Annotated in this window: 13 protein-coding genes; 4 read left to right on the forward strand and 9 right to left on the reverse strand. The window is 73.9% G+C overall.

The window, feature by feature from the left end:
- Positions 1-67: 67 nt before the first annotated feature.
- The gene (locus tag ACXN5W_RS23755; protein ID WP_473160568.1) at positions 68-736 is read right to left on the reverse strand and encodes a response regulator; all 669 of its coding nucleotides are present in this window, start codon (positions 734-736) and stop codon (positions 68-70) included.
- Positions 733-1,839, reverse strand: a complete 1,107-nt coding sequence (locus ACXN5W_RS23760; protein ID WP_473160569.1) for a sensor histidine kinase — start codon at positions 1,837-1,839, stop codon at positions 733-735. The genes ACXN5W_RS23755 and ACXN5W_RS23760 overlap by 4 nt, the downstream gene beginning before the upstream one ends.
- Positions 1,840-2,249: 410 nt before the next feature.
- Here ACXN5W_RS23760 and ACXN5W_RS23765 point away from each other — a divergent pair, with 410 nt between their 5' ends.
- A complete protein-coding gene (locus tag ACXN5W_RS23765) occupies positions 2,250-2,666 on the forward strand; it encodes a DUF6069 family protein (protein ID WP_473160570.1) in 417 nt (138 codons plus the stop codon).
- A gap of 336 nt (positions 2,667-3,002) precedes the next feature.
- Here the strand turns inward: ACXN5W_RS23765 and ACXN5W_RS23770 are convergent, their stop codons facing one another.
- Positions 3,003-3,260, reverse strand: coding sequence for a hypothetical protein (locus tag ACXN5W_RS23770; RefSeq protein WP_473160571.1), 258 nt, complete (start codon positions 3,258-3,260; stop codon positions 3,003-3,005).
- Positions 3,261-3,673: 413 nt separating this feature from the next.
- Here ACXN5W_RS23770 and ACXN5W_RS23775 point away from each other — a divergent pair, with 413 nt between their 5' ends.
- Genes ACXN5W_RS23775 through ACXN5W_RS23785 form a run of 3 tightly spaced genes read left to right on the forward strand, consistent with a single transcriptional unit; the run spans position 3,674 to position 10,748 of the window.
- Positions 3,674-8,308, forward strand: a complete 4,635-nt coding sequence (locus ACXN5W_RS23775; protein WP_473160572.1) for a cation-translocating P-type ATPase — start codon at positions 3,674-3,676, stop codon at positions 8,306-8,308.
- A gap of 26 nt (positions 8,309-8,334) precedes the next feature.
- Complete coding sequence (locus tag ACXN5W_RS23780; RefSeq protein WP_473160573.1) at positions 8,335-10,074, forward strand: sensor histidine kinase; 1,740 nt, start codon at positions 8,335-8,337, stop codon at positions 10,072-10,074.
- The gene (locus ACXN5W_RS23785; RefSeq protein ID WP_473160574.1) at positions 10,071-10,748 is read left to right on the forward strand and encodes a response regulator; all 678 of its coding nucleotides are present in this window, start codon (positions 10,071-10,073) and stop codon (positions 10,746-10,748) included. Before ACXN5W_RS23780 ends, ACXN5W_RS23785 begins: the two co-directional genes overlap by 4 nt.
- A gap of 117 nt (positions 10,749-10,865) precedes the next feature.
- Here ACXN5W_RS23785 and ACXN5W_RS23790 read toward each other — a convergent pair whose 3' ends face one another.
- From ACXN5W_RS23790 to ACXN5W_RS23815, 6 genes are all read right to left on the reverse strand, one after another.
- Positions 10,866-13,412 carry an ABC transporter permease gene (locus tag ACXN5W_RS23790; RefSeq protein WP_473160575.1) on the reverse strand — a complete coding sequence of 849 codons (2,547 nt, stop codon included), beginning with the start codon at positions 13,410-13,412 and terminating at the stop codon, positions 10,866-10,868.
- Positions 13,409-14,158, reverse strand: coding sequence for an ABC transporter ATP-binding protein (locus ACXN5W_RS23795; protein ID WP_473160576.1), 750 nt, complete (start codon positions 14,156-14,158; stop codon positions 13,409-13,411). Before ACXN5W_RS23795 ends, ACXN5W_RS23790 begins: the two co-directional genes overlap by 4 nt.
- 113 nt (positions 14,159-14,271) lie before the next feature.
- A complete protein-coding gene (locus tag ACXN5W_RS23800) occupies positions 14,272-14,907 on the reverse strand; it encodes a response regulator (protein WP_473160577.1) in 636 nt (211 codons plus the stop codon).
- Positions 14,904-16,187, reverse strand: coding sequence for a sensor histidine kinase (locus tag ACXN5W_RS23805; protein ID WP_473160578.1), 1,284 nt, complete (start codon positions 16,185-16,187; stop codon positions 14,904-14,906). The genes ACXN5W_RS23800 and ACXN5W_RS23805 overlap by 4 nt, the downstream gene beginning before the upstream one ends.
- A gap of 13 nt (positions 16,188-16,200) precedes the next feature.
- The gene (locus ACXN5W_RS23810; RefSeq protein ID WP_473160579.1) at positions 16,201-17,013 is read right to left on the reverse strand and encodes an ABC transporter permease; all 813 of its coding nucleotides are present in this window, start codon (positions 17,011-17,013) and stop codon (positions 16,201-16,203) included.
- Positions 17,010-17,966, reverse strand: a complete 957-nt coding sequence (locus tag ACXN5W_RS23815) for an ABC transporter ATP-binding protein (RefSeq protein ID WP_473160580.1) — start codon at positions 17,964-17,966, stop codon at positions 17,010-17,012. Before ACXN5W_RS23815 ends, ACXN5W_RS23810 begins: the two co-directional genes overlap by 4 nt.
- Positions 17,967-18,078: the final 112 nt, after the last annotated feature.

The following is an 18,078-nucleotide window of genomic DNA, read 5'->3' on the forward strand; positions in this document are numbered from 1 at the left end:
CAGCCGGCCGGTCCGCGCGACCCGACGCCACCCAGCCGCGACGCGATACCGCGTGGTCGGATGTCGTTCAGTGGGGTGGTGCCGGCGGCCGGACCAGACCGACCTGATAGGCGTACACCACGGCCTGCACCCGGTCCCGCAGGCCGAGCTTGGCCAGGATCGCCGAGAGGTGGGTCTTCACGGTGGCCTGGCTCACGAACAGCCGCCCGGCGATCTCCGCGTTGGACAGTGCCTCGGCGACCAGGGTCAGTACTTCGACCTCGCGCGGGGTGAGCCCGGTCAGCGCGGGCGGCGGCTCGGCGGGTCCCGGCAGGCGGTCGGCGAACCGGTCCAGCAGCCGGCGGGTCACCGTCGGCGCGAGCAGTGCCTCGCCCCGGGCCACCACCCGGATCGCCTCGACCAGCGCAGCCGGCCGGGTGTCCTTGAGCAGGAACCCGCTGGCTCCCGCGCGCAGCGCCGAGTAGACCAGCTCGTCCAGGTCGAACGTGGTGAGCATGACGATCCGGGCCGGATTGCCGGCCCGGACGAGCCGCCGGGTCGCCTCGATGCCGTCCATCCGGGGCATCCGGATGTCCATCAGCAACACGTCCGGCCGCGTCCGTTCGGCCAGGGCCACCGCCTCGACGCCGTCGGCGGCGGTGCCGACCACGGTGAGGTCGTCCCGCGCGTCCACGATCATCTCCAGGCCGGCCCGGACCAGATCCTGGTCGTCGGCGAGCAGCACCTTCGTTGTCACCGCGCCTCCACCGGCAGGATGGCGCGGACCCGGAACCCGCCGCCGGGTCGCGGGCCGGCGTCCAGGGTGCCGCCGAACGACCTGGCCCGCTCCCGCATGCCCACGATCCCGTGCCCCCCGCCGGACGACTGCCAGCCGACGGAGACCGCGCCGTCGTCCACCACCTCCAGTTCCAGCTCCGAATCCTGGTAGCCGATCCGTACGTCGGCCCGGGTGGCCCGGCCGTGCCGCAGGGTGTTGGTCAGTGACTCCTGCACGATCCGGTACGCCGACAGCTCGATCCCGCCGGGCAGCCGGTCGGGTCCGAGCCCGGTCCGGCGCAGCCGTACGTCGAGCCCGGCCGCCCGTACCGTGTCGGCCAGGGTGTCCAGCTGGGCGAGGCCGGGTTGCGGGGCGGTCCCGTCCGCGCCGTCCTCCGGGGCGAGGGTGTTCAACATGGTGCGCAGCTCGGTCAGGGCCGCGCTCGCGGCGTGCCGGATGGTGCCGAGCGCCGCCCGGGCCCGCTCGGGTCGCAGGTCGAACACGTCCTCGGCGGCGCCGGCCTGCACGGCGATGACCGACACGTGGTGGGCCACCACGTCGTGCAGTTCCCGGGAGATCCGTTCCCGTTCCCGTTCCACTATCCGTACCCGTTCGGCGGCCCGCCGCTGAGCATGGCCGCGTTGCAGTTCGCCGACGGCCCAGCCGAAACCGAGGCCGATCGCGGCGAGCAGCAGATCCCGCCACCCACCGGTGGCCAGTTTCCACGGCACGGGCAGGACGAGCACGGCCAGGGCGATCAGGGAGACGCGCGGCGGTCGCAGCCGGGCGAGGTAGCTCAGTGGGGCGGCCACCAGGCCGAGCCAGCCGATCTCGGGGGCCAGCGCCTCCAGGCCGACCCCCGCCACGGCGGCCACTGCCAGCGCGTACTCCGGTCGCCGGCGGATCCACAGCAGCGAACTGGCCTGCCCGGCGGCGAGTGCGCACCCGAAGGCGATTCCGCCGGGGGTACGCGGCCCGGTGGTCGTGCCGGCCAGGCCGACGACCAAGCCGGCGAAGACGACGGCGGCCAACCCGCCATCGATGATCCAATACGTCCTCGTCCTGGGTCTGCGGCATGACATGTTCGCATGTTAGGTGGCCGACGAGCGGCAGTTCATCGGCCGCGAGACGGAGAAATGGCCCGGTCCTCGGCCCGGTGACGGAGGCCGGAACCGGTCCAGCTGGCGATACCGGAGCGGGCGTGGTCGCCCCTAGCGTTGTCCGGGTCGGACCGGTCGGGGGCCGGTCCGGCACCGATCGCGCCCGCCCCGCTCACCACGCCGAGCACGCCCGGTACATCCCGTCCTTCGCGTCCATCCGGTCCATCCGGTCCATCCGGTCCATCCCGTCCTTCGGGCCCTTCCGGTCCTCCCGGTCCTCCCGTCCTTCCGGTCCTCCCCGTCCTTCCGGTCCTCCCCGTCCTTCCGGTCCACTCGGCACGCCCAGCGCGTGCGCCCGGCATACCCATCGCGCCCAACCGAAAGGTCCAGCCATGTCCACCGTCAGCACCGCCGCAACCCCGACCACCACCTGGCGCACCCGCGCATCGACGATCCTGTTCGCGACGCTTGCCACCCTCATCGTCTGGGTGATCGTGGATCCGCTCGTCGGGGTCGATCTGCTGGCCCGCACCGGTGGGATCGACCAGCCGGTCCGTCCGGTGGCGGTGGCCGTGACCACCGTGCTGGCCGGGTTGGCTGGCTGGGCCCTGCTCGCCCTGCTCGAGCGCCTCACCCGGCGGGCCCGGACCTGGTGGACCGGGATCGCCGTGGTGGTCGCGCTGCTCTCACTGGCCGGACCGCTCAGCGGTGGCGTAGGCACCGGAGCGAAGCTGTCGCTTGCCGCCCTGCATCTCGTGGCGGCGGCCGTGATCATCCCGCTGTTCCGCCAATCCTCCCCAACCCGCTGACCCCCACCCCAACCCGCTGACCCCATCCCAACCCGCTGACCCCCGCCCCAACCCCACGGACTCCACTACAACCCCACGGACTCCGCCCCAACCCGACGGACTCCGCCGGCACTCGCCGTTCCACCAGATCTTGGAATCCGGTAGCCCCTACCGGGGTACGAGGACTCCAAGATCTCGGAGCCGCTTACCGGGGACCGGGGACCGGGACCGGGGACCGGGACCGGGGACGGGGACGGGGACGGGGACGGGGACGGGGACGGGGACCGGGGACCGGGGACGGGGACCGGGACCGGCTGGTGGGCGGTCGGAGCAGGCGACCGATCGTGGGGTTCGGGGTCAGGTGGCTTCCGCTGCCTCGCCCAGGCCGCGGGCCAGCCCGGACATGTGCTGGTCCGCGAGCAGGTGTCCGGCGGTGATCACCAGGGCCAACGGCCACTCGATCACCTGGAGCAACGCGAGCGCGCCCATCCCGGCGTAGTAGGCGAGCTTGTCCGGCGGTGGTACCGCCATGGAACCGATCAGTGGCAGGTTGACCCGATGGGCGTACCGGCGTAGCACGGCCACCGCGTCGGGTCGGTCCAGCAGTGCGGTCATCGTTCCTCCCCAGGGTCTGCGCGACCCCGGCCGTATTCCACCTCACGCCCGGTCCATACCGCCCGGCACGGGAAACCTGTCATCGGCCACCGGGGACACGCGGCCGATGCCTGAGACCGCACCGCCACCAACCGGGACCGCACCGCCGGCAACCCGGGAACGCACCGCCACCACCCGGGGACACGCGGCCGGCAACCCGGGAACGCACCGCCGGCAACCCGAGAACCACCACCAGCAACCCGGGAACGCATCGCAGGCAACCCGAGAACGCATCGCCGGCAACCCGGGGACGGGCCAGCGGCAACCCGGCGGCGATCGGGAAATTGGCCGGCTCGACCGGGCATGTCTGGTCGATCACCGGGAAACCGGGGCAACCCGATCAGTCAGGACCCGGGAGGCGGTATGGCGTACCGATGACCGCGCAGGGTTGGATTCCCGGCCGGCTGACCGTGCCCATCCGGTTGCCCGGCCTGTTGGCCGGGCTCTCGAAGGAGACCCTCACCGGGATGTCCCGGGGCGCCACAGCGACCGCGTCCAGGTTGGCCGCCGCGGCCGGGGTCAACGGTCGCGGCGTCTGGTCCCGGCCCGGACGGCACCACATCGAGGTACACGGCGTCTCCCAGCCCGGCGGCGAACGCCTCGCCCGGCAGGTGGAGCAGGCCCTGTCCGCGCTGCCGGGCGTGGCGTGGGCCCGGGTCAACGGGCCGTCCGGCCGGGTGGTGGTCGCGGTGACTCCGCCGGAACCCCGGCTCCGGGATCTGATGGCCACGATAGGGGCGGTGGAGCGCCGGGACGGCCTGGCGCCGGAGACCGACTGCGTCCCGCCGCACCCGCCCGAGGAGGGGCCCCGGACCCGGCGGGCGCTGTCCACGATCGCCGCCGACGCGCTCGGGCTGAGCCTGGCCGCCGCTACCCGAGTGCTGCCGTTCACCCCGCTGCCCGGCGAACTGGCCAACCTGATCAACGTCGTCGACCTGCACCCCCGGCTGCACGACCTCGCCGGCCGGGGCCTGCGACCGGACCGGGCCAACTCGGCGTTTCCGCTGGTCGAGGCCCTGCTTCAGGGTCTGGCCGGCGGTTGGGCGGGCACCGCGCTGGACGGCGCGCAGCGGATCCTGCAATGGAGCGAGGCCCGCGCCCAGCTCGCGGCGTGGAACCGGGCCGAACCACAGCTCGCCGGCACCCCCGAGCGGGCCGCCGCGCCGCCGTGCCCGGCCGACCGGCCCCGGCGGAAACCGGACGGACCCGTCGAGCGGTACGCGAACCGGGTCCTGGCCACCGGTGGACTGGCCGCCCTCGGGGCGTTGCCACTGTTGGGCGGCAAGCGGGCCACCGCCCTGGGGCTGTCCACGCTGCCCAAGGCGGGGGCGTCGGGTCGGGAGGGCTACGCCGCGTACCTCGGTCGCACGCTGGCCCGGCGCGGTGTGATCGCGATGGACCGGGGAGTGCTGCGCGAGCTGGACCGGATCGACACGCTCGTGCTGGACGAGCAGGTGTTGCGCTCCCCGCGCGGCACCCTGACCGACCTGGTGCCGCTGCCGGGGACCGACGCCGAGGACGTGGCCGTACGCACGTTCGCGCTGTTCGACCCGGACGATCCACACCGGGTACGCGAGGACGACGGCTGGCGGCTGGGCCCGCTGACCGGTCTGGCGTTGCGCGGCCGGACCGGCGTACGGGAGGCCCGCCGACTCGGTGCCGACGGCGGCACCGTGCTGGGACTGGCCGAGCGGGACCGGTTGGCCGCGGTGGTGCGGGTGGACCCGGAACCGGCGCCCGGAGCCGACGCGCTGCCGGCGGCCGCCAGACGATCCGAATTGCGAATCCTCGTCGCCGGTCCGGAGGACCAGCGGTACGGCTACGCCGACGGCCGGATCCCGGGTGGCGACCGGTTGTTCTCCTCGGTGCGCGGGCTGCAGGCCGAGGGCGCCATGGTGATGCTGGTGTCCCGGGACGGCCGGGCGCTGGGCGCGGCCGACTGCGGGCTCGGGGTGTGGCAACCCGGTGACGACCCGCCGTGGGGCGCGCACCTGCTGGTCGGTCCGGACCTGGAGACGGCCGCGCTGGTGGTCGACGCCGCCGGGTTGGCCCGGCGGGTGTCCCGGCAGAACGTCCGGCTCGCCGCCGTGGGCACCGGGGTCGGCGCGCTGGCCGCGCTGACCGCCGCCCCCGCCCGGCTGCCGCAGCTGACCATGGACGCGGTCAACGGCGCCGCCGCCGTGGCTCTGGTGAACGGTGCGTGGCGGGCCCGCCAGCTTCCCGGACAACCGGTCAAGACCCCCGGGCCGGCGGTGCCGTGGCACCTGATGCCCGTGCCGACCGTGCTGGCCCGGTTGGGCACCGACCCCGTTGGTCTCGGCTCGGCGGAGGCCGAACGACGGGGACGGGGGGACTCGACCGGGACGCCGGGCCCGCTGGGTCTGCGCCGGGCGTTCGTCGAGGAGCTGGCGAACCCGCTCACGCCGGTGCTGGCCGGTGGCGCGGCGCTGTCGGCCGTCGTCGGCTCGCCGGTGGACGCCGGCCTGGTGGGCGGGGTGATCGGGCTGTCCGCGCTGGTCGGCGCCGTGCAGCGGGTCCGCACCGAACGGTCGCTGGCCGAGCTGCTGTCCCGGTCGGCGGTGACCGCCACGGTCCGGCGGGACGGCACCGAGCGGGTGGTCTCGGCGGCCGAACTGGTGCCCGGCGACGTCGTGCTGCTGACTCCGGGTGACGCGGTTCCGGCCGACTGCCGGCTCATCGAGGCGGACGGGTTGGAGGCTGACGAGTCGTCACTGACCGGAGAATCCCTGCCGGTCGCCAAGTCGCCCCGCCCGGTGGTCGCCGCCGCGGTCGCCGAGCGGCATTCGATGCTCTACGACGGCACCACGATCGCGGCCGGCCGAGCCGTCGCCGTCGTGGTGGCCACCGGACTGGACACCGAGGTCGGCCGGGGGATGGCGTTGGTCCGCGAGGCGCCCCCGTCCACCGGGGTGGAGCAGCGGCTCGGCCGGCTGACCCGGACCGTCCTCCCGCTGGCGGCCGGCGCGGCGGTCTCGGTGGCCGGGGCGGGACTGCTGCGGGGCGTACCACTGTCCGAGTCGGCGGCGACCGCCGCGAACCTGGCGGTGGCGTCCGTGCCGGAGGGGTTGCCGTTCCTGGTTGGCGTGGCCCAGTTGTCGGCGGCCCGGCGGCTGGCCGAGCACGGCGCCCTGGTCCGCAATCCCCGCACGATCGAGGCGCTGGGCCGGGTGGACGTGCTCTGCTTCGACAAGACCGGCACCCTCACCGAGGGCCGGCTGCGGCTGGCCGGCGTGGGCGACGGCCACCGATACGCCCCGACCGACGCCTTGGACGACGACCTGCGGGACGTCCTGTCGGCGGCCCTGCGCGCCACCCCGGCGGCCGGTGCCGAGGAGGAGTTGCCGCAGCAGACCGACCGGGCGGTGGTGGCCGGGGCCCGCGAAGCCGGACTCGGGACGGAGATTGGGTGTCCGGGCTGGCGGCCGGCGGACTCGCTGCCGTTCGAGCCGTCCCGGGGTTACCACGCGACGGTCGGGGCCTGTGCCGACGGCTTCCTGCTGACCGTGAAGGGCGCGCCGGAGCGGATCCTGCCACGCTGCCGGGACCGCCGGATCGGTCGGCGGGTCGAGGCGCTCGGCGAGGCGGACCGGCACGCCCTGGACCGGGCCCTGGACCAGCTCGCCGGTGGCGGGCACCGGGTGCTCGCGGTCGCCCAGCGGTCCGTACCGGACGCCCGGGTGACGGACGAGGAGGTGGACGGGCTGACGTTCCTGGGCTTCCTGGCCATCGCGGACGGGATCCGGGCCAGCGCGGCCCCCGCGGTGCGCCGGATTCGTGCCGCCGGCGTACACACCATCATGATCACCGGAGATCACCCGGCCACCGCCGAGGCGATCGCCTCGATCATCGGTACCGACGGCGACCGGCAGCGGGTCAGTACGGGCGGCGAACTGGACACGCTGGACGACGACGCGCTGGGCGAGCGCCTGATGCACATCGACGTGGTGGCCCGGTGCACGCCAACCCACAAGGTGCGGATCATCCAGGCGTTGCGTGGTTGCGGCCGGACGGTGGCGATGACCGGTGACGGCGCGAACGACGCTCCGGCGATCCGGCTGGCCGACGTCGGCATCGCCCTCGGTCAACGGGGCACCCCGGCCGCGCGGGCCGCCGCCGACCTGGTGGTGACCGATGACCGGCTGGAGACGATCATCGCCACGCTGATCGAGGGCCGCGCCATGTGGTCCTCGGTACGCCACGCGCTGAGCATCCTGGTCGGCGGCAACCTGGGGGAGATCGCGTTCAGCGTGCTGTCCGCGGCCGTGTCCGGCCGGTCGGCGTTGAACGGGCGGCAACTGCTGCTGGTGAACCTGCTCACCGATCTGGCGCCGGCGATGGCGATCGCGATCCGGCCACCCACGGGGAACGGGGACGACCTGCTGGCCGAGGGCCCGGACACCTCGCTGGGCAGCACCCTCAACCACGAGGTGGCGCTGCGGGCCGCCGCCACCACGCTCGGCGCCACCACCGGTTGGACGATCGCCCGCTACACCGGACGGCGACAGCGGGCCGGCACCATCGCCCTGGCATCGCTGGTCGGCAGCCAACTCGGCCAGACCGTGCTGGCCGGCGGCGCGAGTCCACCGGTGCTGCTGGCCACGGCCGCCTCGGTCGTCGCCCTCGCGGCCATCGTGCAGACGCCGGGGCTGAGCCAGTTCTTCGGTTGCACCCCGCTCGGCCCGGTCGGCTGGTCGATCGCCGCGGGCAGCGCGGTGGGCGCCACGCTGGCGAACACCACGCTCGCCCGCCGGATCATCGATCTGACCCCCGGCGACGGCTCATCGGCCGCCGGGGAGGATTCGCCGACCCCCGAGGCGGACTCTTCGACCCCCGGAACGGACTCTTCGACCCCCGAGGCGGACTCACCTGCCCCCGGGGCGGGCTCGCCGCCCCCCGGTTCGGAGCGACCGGTCCGGGAGAAGGGCTCGCCGGCTCTCGCTTCGGAGCGGCCGGCCCGGGAGAAGGGCTCGCCGACCCCGGCGGGGTGAGCGGACACGCGGTCTACCCTTGGCGGATGTCCTCCGAGCAGACCGGGGCCGTGGAGACCGGGGCCGTGCACAGCCGGACCGCGTCAAGCAGGGCCGCGCTGAGCGGGGCTGCCCGGACCGGTTGGACGTGGCGGCGGCCGGTCCGGTCGGCGTGGCGGCTGCTCGGCGACCCCGGCGGGTCCTGGCGTTCGGCGCTGTTCGATCTCTCGGTCTCGGCCCTGGTCGTGCTGTTCACGCTGATCTCCTCCAGCGTCGCCCAGCGGTGGGACCTGTTGACCATCGGCTTCGGGATGACGCTGGCGATACTGGTCCGGCGGCGCTGGCCACTGGCCGTGATGGCCGTGGTGAGCGCGTTGGCGCTGCTCCAGGTGGTGCTCTTTCCGCCGAGGAACGACCCGATGCCGTTCGACATCGCCGTGCTGATCGCGATGTACTCCGTGGTCAAGTACGCCGAGCAGCGCTGGCACGGCTACCTGGCCGCCGGTCCGGTGGCGATCGGCGTGGTGATCGAGGTGGTCCGGCACGCCCGCGGCACCGCCCAGGTGTTGTCGTCGGCGGTGTTCCTCACCGCCGTCAGCACCGGGGTGTGGCTCGTCGCGTACACCGTACGGACCCGCAGGCTGTTCACGGCCAGCCTCCAGGAGCGGGCACTCACCGCCGAGCGGGAACGGGACCAGTTGGCCCGACTAGCGGTCGCGGACGAGCGGGCGGCGATCGCCCGGGAACTGCACGACATCGTGGCGCACAGCCTGTCGGTGATGATCGTGCAGGCCGACGGCGCGAGCTTCGCGCTGGCCCGGGACCCGGAGCTGGCCGGCAGCGCCATCCGGCAGGTGGCCGCCACCGGCCGGGAGGCGCTGGACGACATGCGGCGGCTGGTGGAGGTGCTGCGCGGCACCGGTACGGCTGACCCGGGTGGGGTAGCGGCCGCCGGCCCGGATCCGGACGGTACCGGGGCTGGCGGATCAACCGGCGTCCACCGCGCGGCCGGTGCCGGCGACTCGACCGGCGCCGGCGACACGAACGGCGCCGGCGACACGAACGGTGCCGGCGACACGAACGGCGCCGGCGACACGACTGGTACCGGCGGCATCGGCGCCGCCGCGATCCAACCGACCGGCCCGGACCGCCGCCGGGTGGGGCTCGCGGAGTTGCCCGCGCTCTTCGACCGGGCCAGGTCCGCCGGTCTGCGGGTCGAGGCCAGCCTGGATACGACCGGAGCCGAGCTGTCGCCGGCTCTCGATCTGACCCTCTACCGGCTCATCCAGGAAGGGCTGACCAACGTACTGCGGCACGCCGGTCCGGCCGCCCGGGTCAACCTGCAGATCGCCCGAGGGGACGGACTCATCACCATGGAGCTGACCGACGATGGTGCCGGCCGGTTGGCCGGACCGCCGCGCCGACCCGGCGGACACGGTCTGGTCGGCATGCGCGAGCGGGTGGCCGTACACGGTGGCACCTGTACGGCCGGGCCGGTCCTGGGTGGTGGCTGGCGGGTGACCGCGGCCCTGCCCTGGTCCGGTGGCACCACCGGACCGACCGCGACCGGGCGGCCCGACCTGCGCACCGGCACCGACGCCGACCAGGCCGGCCCCGACCGAGCCGGCTCCGATTACGCCGACCCGAGCCGACGGACCGGCGCCGTTCCGAGCCGACACACCGGCACCGAGCCGAGCTTGCGCACCGGCACCGAGCCGAGCTTGCGCACCGGGACGGAGCCCGAGCCAGCCGTCATCGACCGGACGCGGGTCGAGGTGACCGGATGACGATCCGGGTCGCGATCGTGGATGACCAGCCGCTGGTCCGCGCCGGCTTCCGGATGGTCCTGGGCTCCCAGCCGGACATCGAGGTGGCCGGCGAGGCCGGTGACGGTGCCGAGGCGCTACGGCTGCTCGCCCGCACCCCGGTCGACGTGGTGGTGATGGACATCCGGATGCCGGTGCTGGACGGGGTGGAGGCGACCCGGCGGCTGCGCGCCACCGGACCGGACGCGCCGAAGGTGCTGGTGCTGACCACGTTCGACACCGACGCGGACGCGTTCGCGGCGTTGCAGGCCGGCGCCAGCGGCTTCCTGCTCAAGAACGTACCGCCGGAGGAGCTGCTGAACGCCATCAAGGTGGTGGCCGCCGGGGAGTCGGTGGTGGCGCCCCGGGTCACCCGCCGGCTGCTGGACCGGTTCGCCGACCAACTGGTGCCGCCGACCGGGGTGGTCGACTCGGGTGACGGGTTGGACAGCCTCACCGAGCGGGAACGTGAGGTGCTGCTCCTGGTCGCCCAGGGGCTGTCCAACGCCGAGATCGCCCGGAGCATCCATGTCGCGGAGACCACCGTGAAGACGCATGTGGGACGGATCCTCACCAAGCTTGAGCTGCGGGACCGGGTCCAGATCGTGGTGCTCGCGTACGAGCGGGGCCTGATCCGCCCCACCCCCGGCGCCTGACCCGCCCCTTTCGGGGTTGATCATGAAGTTAACCGGCGTTCTGGAGATCGAACAGGCCGCTAACTTCATGATCAACCCGACGGGGGTGGGGGTGGGGGGTGGGGGTGGGGGTGGGGGTTAGGTGTCCGCGAGGGCGGACACTATGGATGCTTTGGTGGCTCGGCGGGCTGGTGGGAGGGCCGCCAGCACGGCCGCTGCGGCGGCCAGCGCCGCGTAGCCGGCGAGCGAGGCGACCGGCACCGAGACCACGGGTTCGATGCCGACGAAGATCACCCGCGAGGTGAGCAGACCGTAGAGGACGCCGAAGCCGATCCCCACGATCGCGCCGACCACGCCCATCAGCAGCGCCTCGACCAGCAGGGTGAGCCGGAGTTGGACCCGGGTCAGCCCCAGGGCACGGACCAGCGCCGACTCGCGGGTACGTTCCAGCACCGACAGCGACAGCGTGTTCATGATGCCGATCAGCGCGATGACGATGGCCACCCCGAGCAGGGCCGCGATGACGGTGATCAACTGGTTGACCGCGCTGGTGACCATCGCCCGCCAGTCCGCGGTGCTGAGCACGGTGACCAGCGGATAGTCGTCGGTCACCGCCTCGACGGCGGCTCGCGAGTCGACCGGCGGGACCCCGTCGGCGGCCCGCGTCAACACGGTGTCGTCCTGGTCCACCTTCGGATACAGCGCCGCGAAGTCCGACCAGCGCAGCAGGACGTCCCCGGTGTCCGAGGTGCCATCCAGCAGTCCGGCCACGGTCACCGTCAACTTCCGGCCGCCCGCGCCGGTGACGGTCACGGTGTCGCCGATCCGGTGCCCGGCGCCGCCGGGACCACCCGTGAACAGCACGGCGTCACCGGGTCCGAGGTCGGCCACCGGCCCCGCGCCCAGTCGCGGCCCGAGCAGGGCCGCCACGGAACCGTCGTCCAGGGCGCCCACCGAGGTGGCGGCGTCGGCCAACCGCCCGTCCCGGGTACGTACCTGGGCCACCACCGACAACCGGCCCTGCTGGCGCAGCCGGGCGGCCACCTCGACCGGTACGCCGCCACGCCCGTCCACCGTTCGGATCAGGTAGTCGACGGGATAGTTCGCGGCCAGTTGACGGTCAGTGGTGTGCCGGACGGTGTCGATCGCCACCGTGGCCGCCGACATCAACCCGATCCCGATCATCAGTGCGGCGGTGGTGGTCGCCGCCCGTCCCGGGTTGCGCCGGGCGTTGGCCGAGGCCAACCGCGCGGGTACGCCGAAGATCCGGCCGGGTAGCCAACCGAGCGCGGCGGTCAACGGCCCGACGAACAGCGGCGACAGGATCAGTACGGCGAGGAAGTTGAGCAGCCCACCCGCCACCACGATCGTCGTGGCCAGTTCCGGGTTGCCGGAGCGTACCGAGCCGAAGACCGTGACCGCCGTGCCGAGCGCCGCGACCAGTACGGCGGCGACGATCAGCGGTGTCCGTCGCCGGACCGGCCCGCCGCCGGCCGACCCGCCGCGCAGCGCGGCGAGCGGCGCCACCCGGGTGGACCGGACCGCCGGCACCAGTGCGGAGACCACGGTGACGAGCAGGCCGACCAGCAGGCCCGCCACCACCGGGATACCGGTGAGCACCAGCCCGTGCCGGGGCAGGTCCGCGCCGAGCGCGTCCGCGCCGCTGAACAGGCCGGATCCGACGGCCAGCCCGAGACCCAGGCCGAGCACCGAGCCGAGCAGTCCGACCACCGCCGATTCCAGCAGCACCGCTCCGAAGACCTGGCCCCGGGCGGCGCCGACGCAGCGCAGCAGGGCCAGCTCCCGGACCCGCTGCGCCACCAGGATGTTGAACGTGTTGTAGATGACGAAGGCGGCGACCACGCAGGCGATCCCCGCGAAGATGAGCAGGATGGTCAGGAACGGACCGAGCTGTCCGGTGGCGTCGTCGGCCATCGCGTACCGGTAGTCGGCGCCGGTCTGCACCCGGGCGTTGGCCCCGTCGGGCAGCGCCGCGGTCACCCGGGTCGCCAGGTCGGCCTGGGCCACCCCGTCGACCGCGATCGCCACCACCTGCTGGACGCCGGTCGCGCCGGTCAGCGCGGTGATCTCGGCCGGAAGCAGCACCACCACGGCCTGCCCGGCGTACCGTTTGGACGCTCCGAAGTCGGCGGCACCCACCAGGGTCAACTGATGTCGGCCCTGCCGCCGGTCGAGCACGGTGATCCGGTCGCCGATCCGGTATCCCGTCCGGGCCAGCGTCTCGACGTCCAGCGCCGCCTCGCCCGGTGCCGTGGGCACCCGTCCGGCCGCCAGATCGTACGGGCGCAGCCGTGGATCGGTGCCCGCCGAGATGGTCAGGCCGGGGCCGTCGCCGTTCCCGACCAGCTTGCCGCGCCGGTCGAGCAACGGCAGGTACCGCTCGATCCGGCCCTCGGCCACCGCCACGCCCGGCACCGATCGGACGGCGTCCACGGTGCTCTGCGGCAGCGCGGCCGGATCCGCCGCCCGGGACTCGGCCGGCCGGACCGAGACGTCGACGTTCGCGGCGGCCCGCGCGAACCGGTCGTACATGGCGGCCTTGACCGTGTCCCCGAAGATCAGCGTGCCGGTGACGAACCCGACCCCGAGCACCACCGCGAGGGCGGTGGCGACCAACCGGAGCTTGCGGGCCAGCAACCCGCGCAGGATGGTACGCAGCATCATTTCCCCAGGTGGCGGAGCGCGGCGAGGACGGCGTCGGCGGTCGGCTCGGAGAGCTCACCCGCCAGGTGGCCGTCGGAGAGCAGCACCACCCGGTCGGCGTACCCGGCGGCCACCGGGTCGTGGGTGATCATGACGATGGTCTGACCCAGTTCCCGGACGCTGCGCCGCAGGAAGGACAGCACCTCGGCCGACGAGCCGGAGTCGAGGTTGCCGGTCGGTTCGTCCGCGAAGATCACGTCTGGTCGTCCGAGCAGCGCACGGGCGCAGGCGACCCGCTGCTGCTGCCCGCCCGACAGCTGCGCGGGACGGTGGTGCAGCCGGTCCGCGACGCCGAGCACGCCCACGATCTGGTCGTACCAGTCGGGGTCGGGGCGACGCCCGGCCAGCTCCATGGGCAGCCGGATGTTCTCGGCGGCGCTCAGCGTGGGCAGCAGGTTGAACGCCTGGAAGATGAAGCCGATCCGGTCCCGGCGCAGCCGGGTGAGGGCGGCGTCGCCGAGCCGGGTCAGCTCGGTGCCGCCGAGCCGGATGCTGCCCGAGGTTGCCGTGTCAAGGCCGGCCGCGCAGTGCATCAGCGTCGACTTGCCCGAGCCGGATGGGCCCATGATGGCGGTGAACCGTCCGCTGGCGAAGTCGACGGAGACGTTGTCCAGGGCGGTGACCCGGGTGTCGCCGCTGCCGTACACCTTGGTCAGCTCGCTTATCGACACCGCCTCGCGGGTCTCGACGGTCAGGTTCGTGGTCATCCCCCGACGCTATTTTCGGCACGGGTCCACGGCGTCGGCCCGCGGTGCCCGGCTCGGGTACTCCGGAGGTAGGACGACCCCCGGCCGCACCCGCCGCGCGGAGGAGGGGTCTCTCAGGGTCGGTCGCGGTCGCCGAGCAGCCAGCCGTGTTCCTCGGCGATCCGCACCGCGCCGGCCCGGGTCCGCGCGCCGGTCTTGCCGATCGCCGCCGAGAGGTGATTGCGGACCGTACCCTCCGAAAGGTGCAGCTTGCGGGCCAGCTCGGCCGCCGTGCCGCCGTCCCGGGCCGCCCGCAACACCTCGGTCTCCCGCTCGGTGAGCGGGCTACGGCCGGTGGCCAGCGTCTCGGCCGCCAGGGTCGGGTCGACCACCCGGAGTCCGTCGTGGACCCGGCGTACGGCGTCGGCGAGTTGCCGGGCCGGGGTGTCCTTGACGACGAACCCGCTCGCCCCGGCCTCCATGGCCCGGCGCAGATAGCCGGGCCGGCCGAAGGTGGTGACCACCAGCACCCGGCACTCCGGCACGGCCTCCCGGAGCGCCGCCGTCGCGGCGATGCCGTCCAGGCCGGGCATCTCCACATCGAGCAGCGCCACGTCCGGTCGGGTCCGCAGCGCCGCCTCGGACACCTCGTCGCCCCGGCCCACCTCGGCGACCACGGTGAGATCCGGTTCCAGTGACAGCAGCGCGGCCAGCGCGCCCCGCACCAGCGCCTGGTCGTCGGCGAGCAGCAGCCGGATCGGTGTGCTCATCCGATCGCCTCCCGGGTGGCGTCGCCGACCTCGTCCAGGTCGCGCGGGCCGCCGGCGTCGTCGCGGTCGGTCGGCACGGTGACCCGCAGTACGAACCCGCCCGACGGCCCGGCCCGGCCCACGCTGAGCTGGCCGTCCAGCGCGGCGACCCGCTCGCGCAGACCACGCAGGCCGTGCCCGCCGAGGCCGGATCCCGGGCCGGTCCCGGCCCGGCCGGTGTCGGGTCGGTCGGCCCCGATCCGATCGGCGTCGGCCCGGTCAGTTGTGGTGGTCGGGCCGGCCGGGCCCCGTCCGTCGTCGCGCACCTCGACCCGGTCGGACTCGATCCGGATCACGCACCGGCGGGCCCCGCTGTGCCGTACCACGTTGGTGACCCCCTCCCGGACCACCCAACCGAACAGTTCGTTCCGGCGCGGCGGCAGGTCGACGAGGGCCGTGGGCAGTTCCGCCGCGACGCCCGCGGCGGTCAGCGCCGACCGCGCGCTGGCGAGTTCCTCGGCGAGGGAAACCTCGCGGTACGCCCCGACGGTGCGCCGGACGTCGGCCAACGCCTCCCGGGCCAGCCGCTCCAGGTCGCCAACCTCACCGGCGGCCCGCGCCGGATCCACCTCGAGCAGCCGACCGGCCAACTCCGCCTTCACGGTGATCACCGTAAGCGAATGGCCGAGGATGTCGTGCAGGTCCCGGGCGGCTCGGGCCCGTTCCTCGGCGACGGCCAGCCGGCGGATCTCGGTGTGCGCCGCGAGCAGTTCGGCGTTCCGATCGGCCATCCGGGTGACGCCGTAGATCGCGAACGAGGCCATCACCACCGCGAACGAGACGGCCTCCTGGGACTCCCACCCCGGCACCGTGAGTGGGACCACCACCGACAGCCCGAACATGCCCCCGGCCACCGCGGCGGCCGTCCGCAACGGCAACAGGAAGATCGCGGCTGCGGCGACGTAGACCGCGCAGGTCATCGTCGACGGACCGGCCCCCGGGACGACCAGCAGGCCCAGGACGAGCAGCAGACCGAGCAGTCCCCAGGCCCGGCGCCCGGGCACCGGGCTCAGTTCGCGGCGGGCCCGCCGACCGGAGGTGAAGCAGTAGATGTACACCACACCGAAGCCGGCGAGGGCCGCCAGGGACAGCCAGCGGACCACCCCGGTCGAGCGGTGCCAGATGTCGCTCGCCGGGTTGGCCAGCCAGAACAGCCAGACACCGGCGACCACGGCGGCCATCCCCCGGCCGAACAGGCGGCGCCGTCCGGCCGGGGGTGTGGACTGGGTCACGGTGCTCACCGTAACGTCCCGGTCAGACCCGGGCGGTGTCGCGGCGGAACAGTCGGGCCGCGCCGAAGCCGAACAGGGCGGTCCAGGCCACCACGTTCGCCACGGCGCTGAGGGTGAAGCCGCTGCCGGTCAGCGGGCTGCGGGCGATGGCGCCCACCCCGTACACGGGGGTGAACTTGGCGATCTGCTGCATGACGTGCGGCAGCACCTCCAGCGGGACGAACAGCCCGCCGAACAGGGCCAGGATCGCCAGGATCGGGCCGAGGAACTGCATCACGTTCTCCGCCGGCGCCAGATAGCCGACGAAGAGCCCGAAGGCGGCGAAGACCAGCGAGCCGATCCAGGCGGCCAGGCCGGACAGGATCCAGACGTGCGGGTCGAGCCGCACCCCGCTGGCCGCACCGACCGCGAACTCGACAAGCACCGCGAGCAGTCCCAGGCTCATCGCGGTCAGCACCTTGGTGGCGACGTACGCGGCGGGCCGCAGCGGGGTCAGCCGTAGCTGCCGGCTCCAGCCCAGGGCCCGCTCCACCGCGACCATGCCACCGCCGCTGGTGGTCGCGACCATCGCGCCGTACACGGCCAGGCTGATCATGATGTATCCGGTGACCGGCGAGCCGTTGTCGAGGTACTGGCCGCGCTGCGGCAGGCCGAACAGCAGGAAGAACACCGCCGGCATGATCAGGATGAAGATCAGCGTACGACGGTTGCGGAGCACCCGGCGGACCTCAAGCGCGAGCAGGCCGAGGCTGAACCCGCCCATCGGCGGCCGGCGGCGCGGTCGGGCCGTGGCTGTGCCGGACGTGCTGGCGGTGGGCGTGGTGGCGGCGGTCATCGGGTGCTCCCGGTCTCGGTCTGGGCCTGGTCGGTGGTGAGGGCGATGAACGCGTCCTCCAGGTTGCGGGAGGTGATTTCCAGGTCCCGCGCGTCGGTGCTGGTGAGCAGGTAACGGGCCGCCGCGTCCGAGTCGCTGGTGGCCAACAGCACCTGGTCACCGCGTACCTCGACCGACTCGACGCCCGGCAGGCCCGCGAGCCGCACCTGATCCGCGCCGGGCAGGGTGGCCCGGATGGTACGGCCGGCGGCCAGCGCCTTCACCTCGGCGGTGGTGCCGTCGGCGACGATCCGGCCCTTGCTGATCAGCACGATCCGGTCGGCGTACTGGTCGGCCTCCTCCAGGTAGTGCGTGGCGAACAGGATCGTCCGGCCGCCCTGGGCGTCGCGGCGGATGGCGTTCCAGAAGTCGCGCCGCCCCTCGACGTCCATCCCCGTGGTCGGCTCGTCCAGCACCATCAGATCGGGGTCCGGCAGCAGCGCCATGGCGAACCGGAGCCGCTGCTGCTGTCCACCCGAGCACTTGCCCACCCGGCGGTCCGCGATGTCGGCGATGCCGGCCCGGTCCAGCACCTCGGCCACCGGCCGGGAGTACGCGAACAGACCGGCGGTCAACTTCACCGTCTCGGCCACCGTCAGGTCCTTGAGCAGGCCACCGGTCTGCATGACGGCGGCCACCTGCCCGTGCGCGACGGCATCGGCCGGGCGCTCGCCGTACACCGTGACCGTGCCGCTGGTCGGACGGGCCAGGCCGAGCAGCATGTCGATGGTGGTGGTCTTGCCGGCCCCGTTGGGCCCCAGGAAGGCCACCACCTCGCCGGGCTGGATCCGCAGGCTCACGCCGTCCACGGCCCGGACGGACCCGAAACTCTTGCTGAGGCCGTCGAGGACGACGGCCGGGGCCTGGGCGCCGGTCGGTCCGGCGTCCGGGGAGTACTGCGTCGTCGTTGTCATGCCTCTACTGTCGACCAAACCCGCCCACCACCCCGAGGCCGACCATCACGTTCCCCCCATGACAAATGTCAGCGCCCCTCCCCCCCACCCCCACCCCACCCCCTCCCCCCAC

Source organism: Plantactinospora sp. A48 (assembly GCF_055793945.1).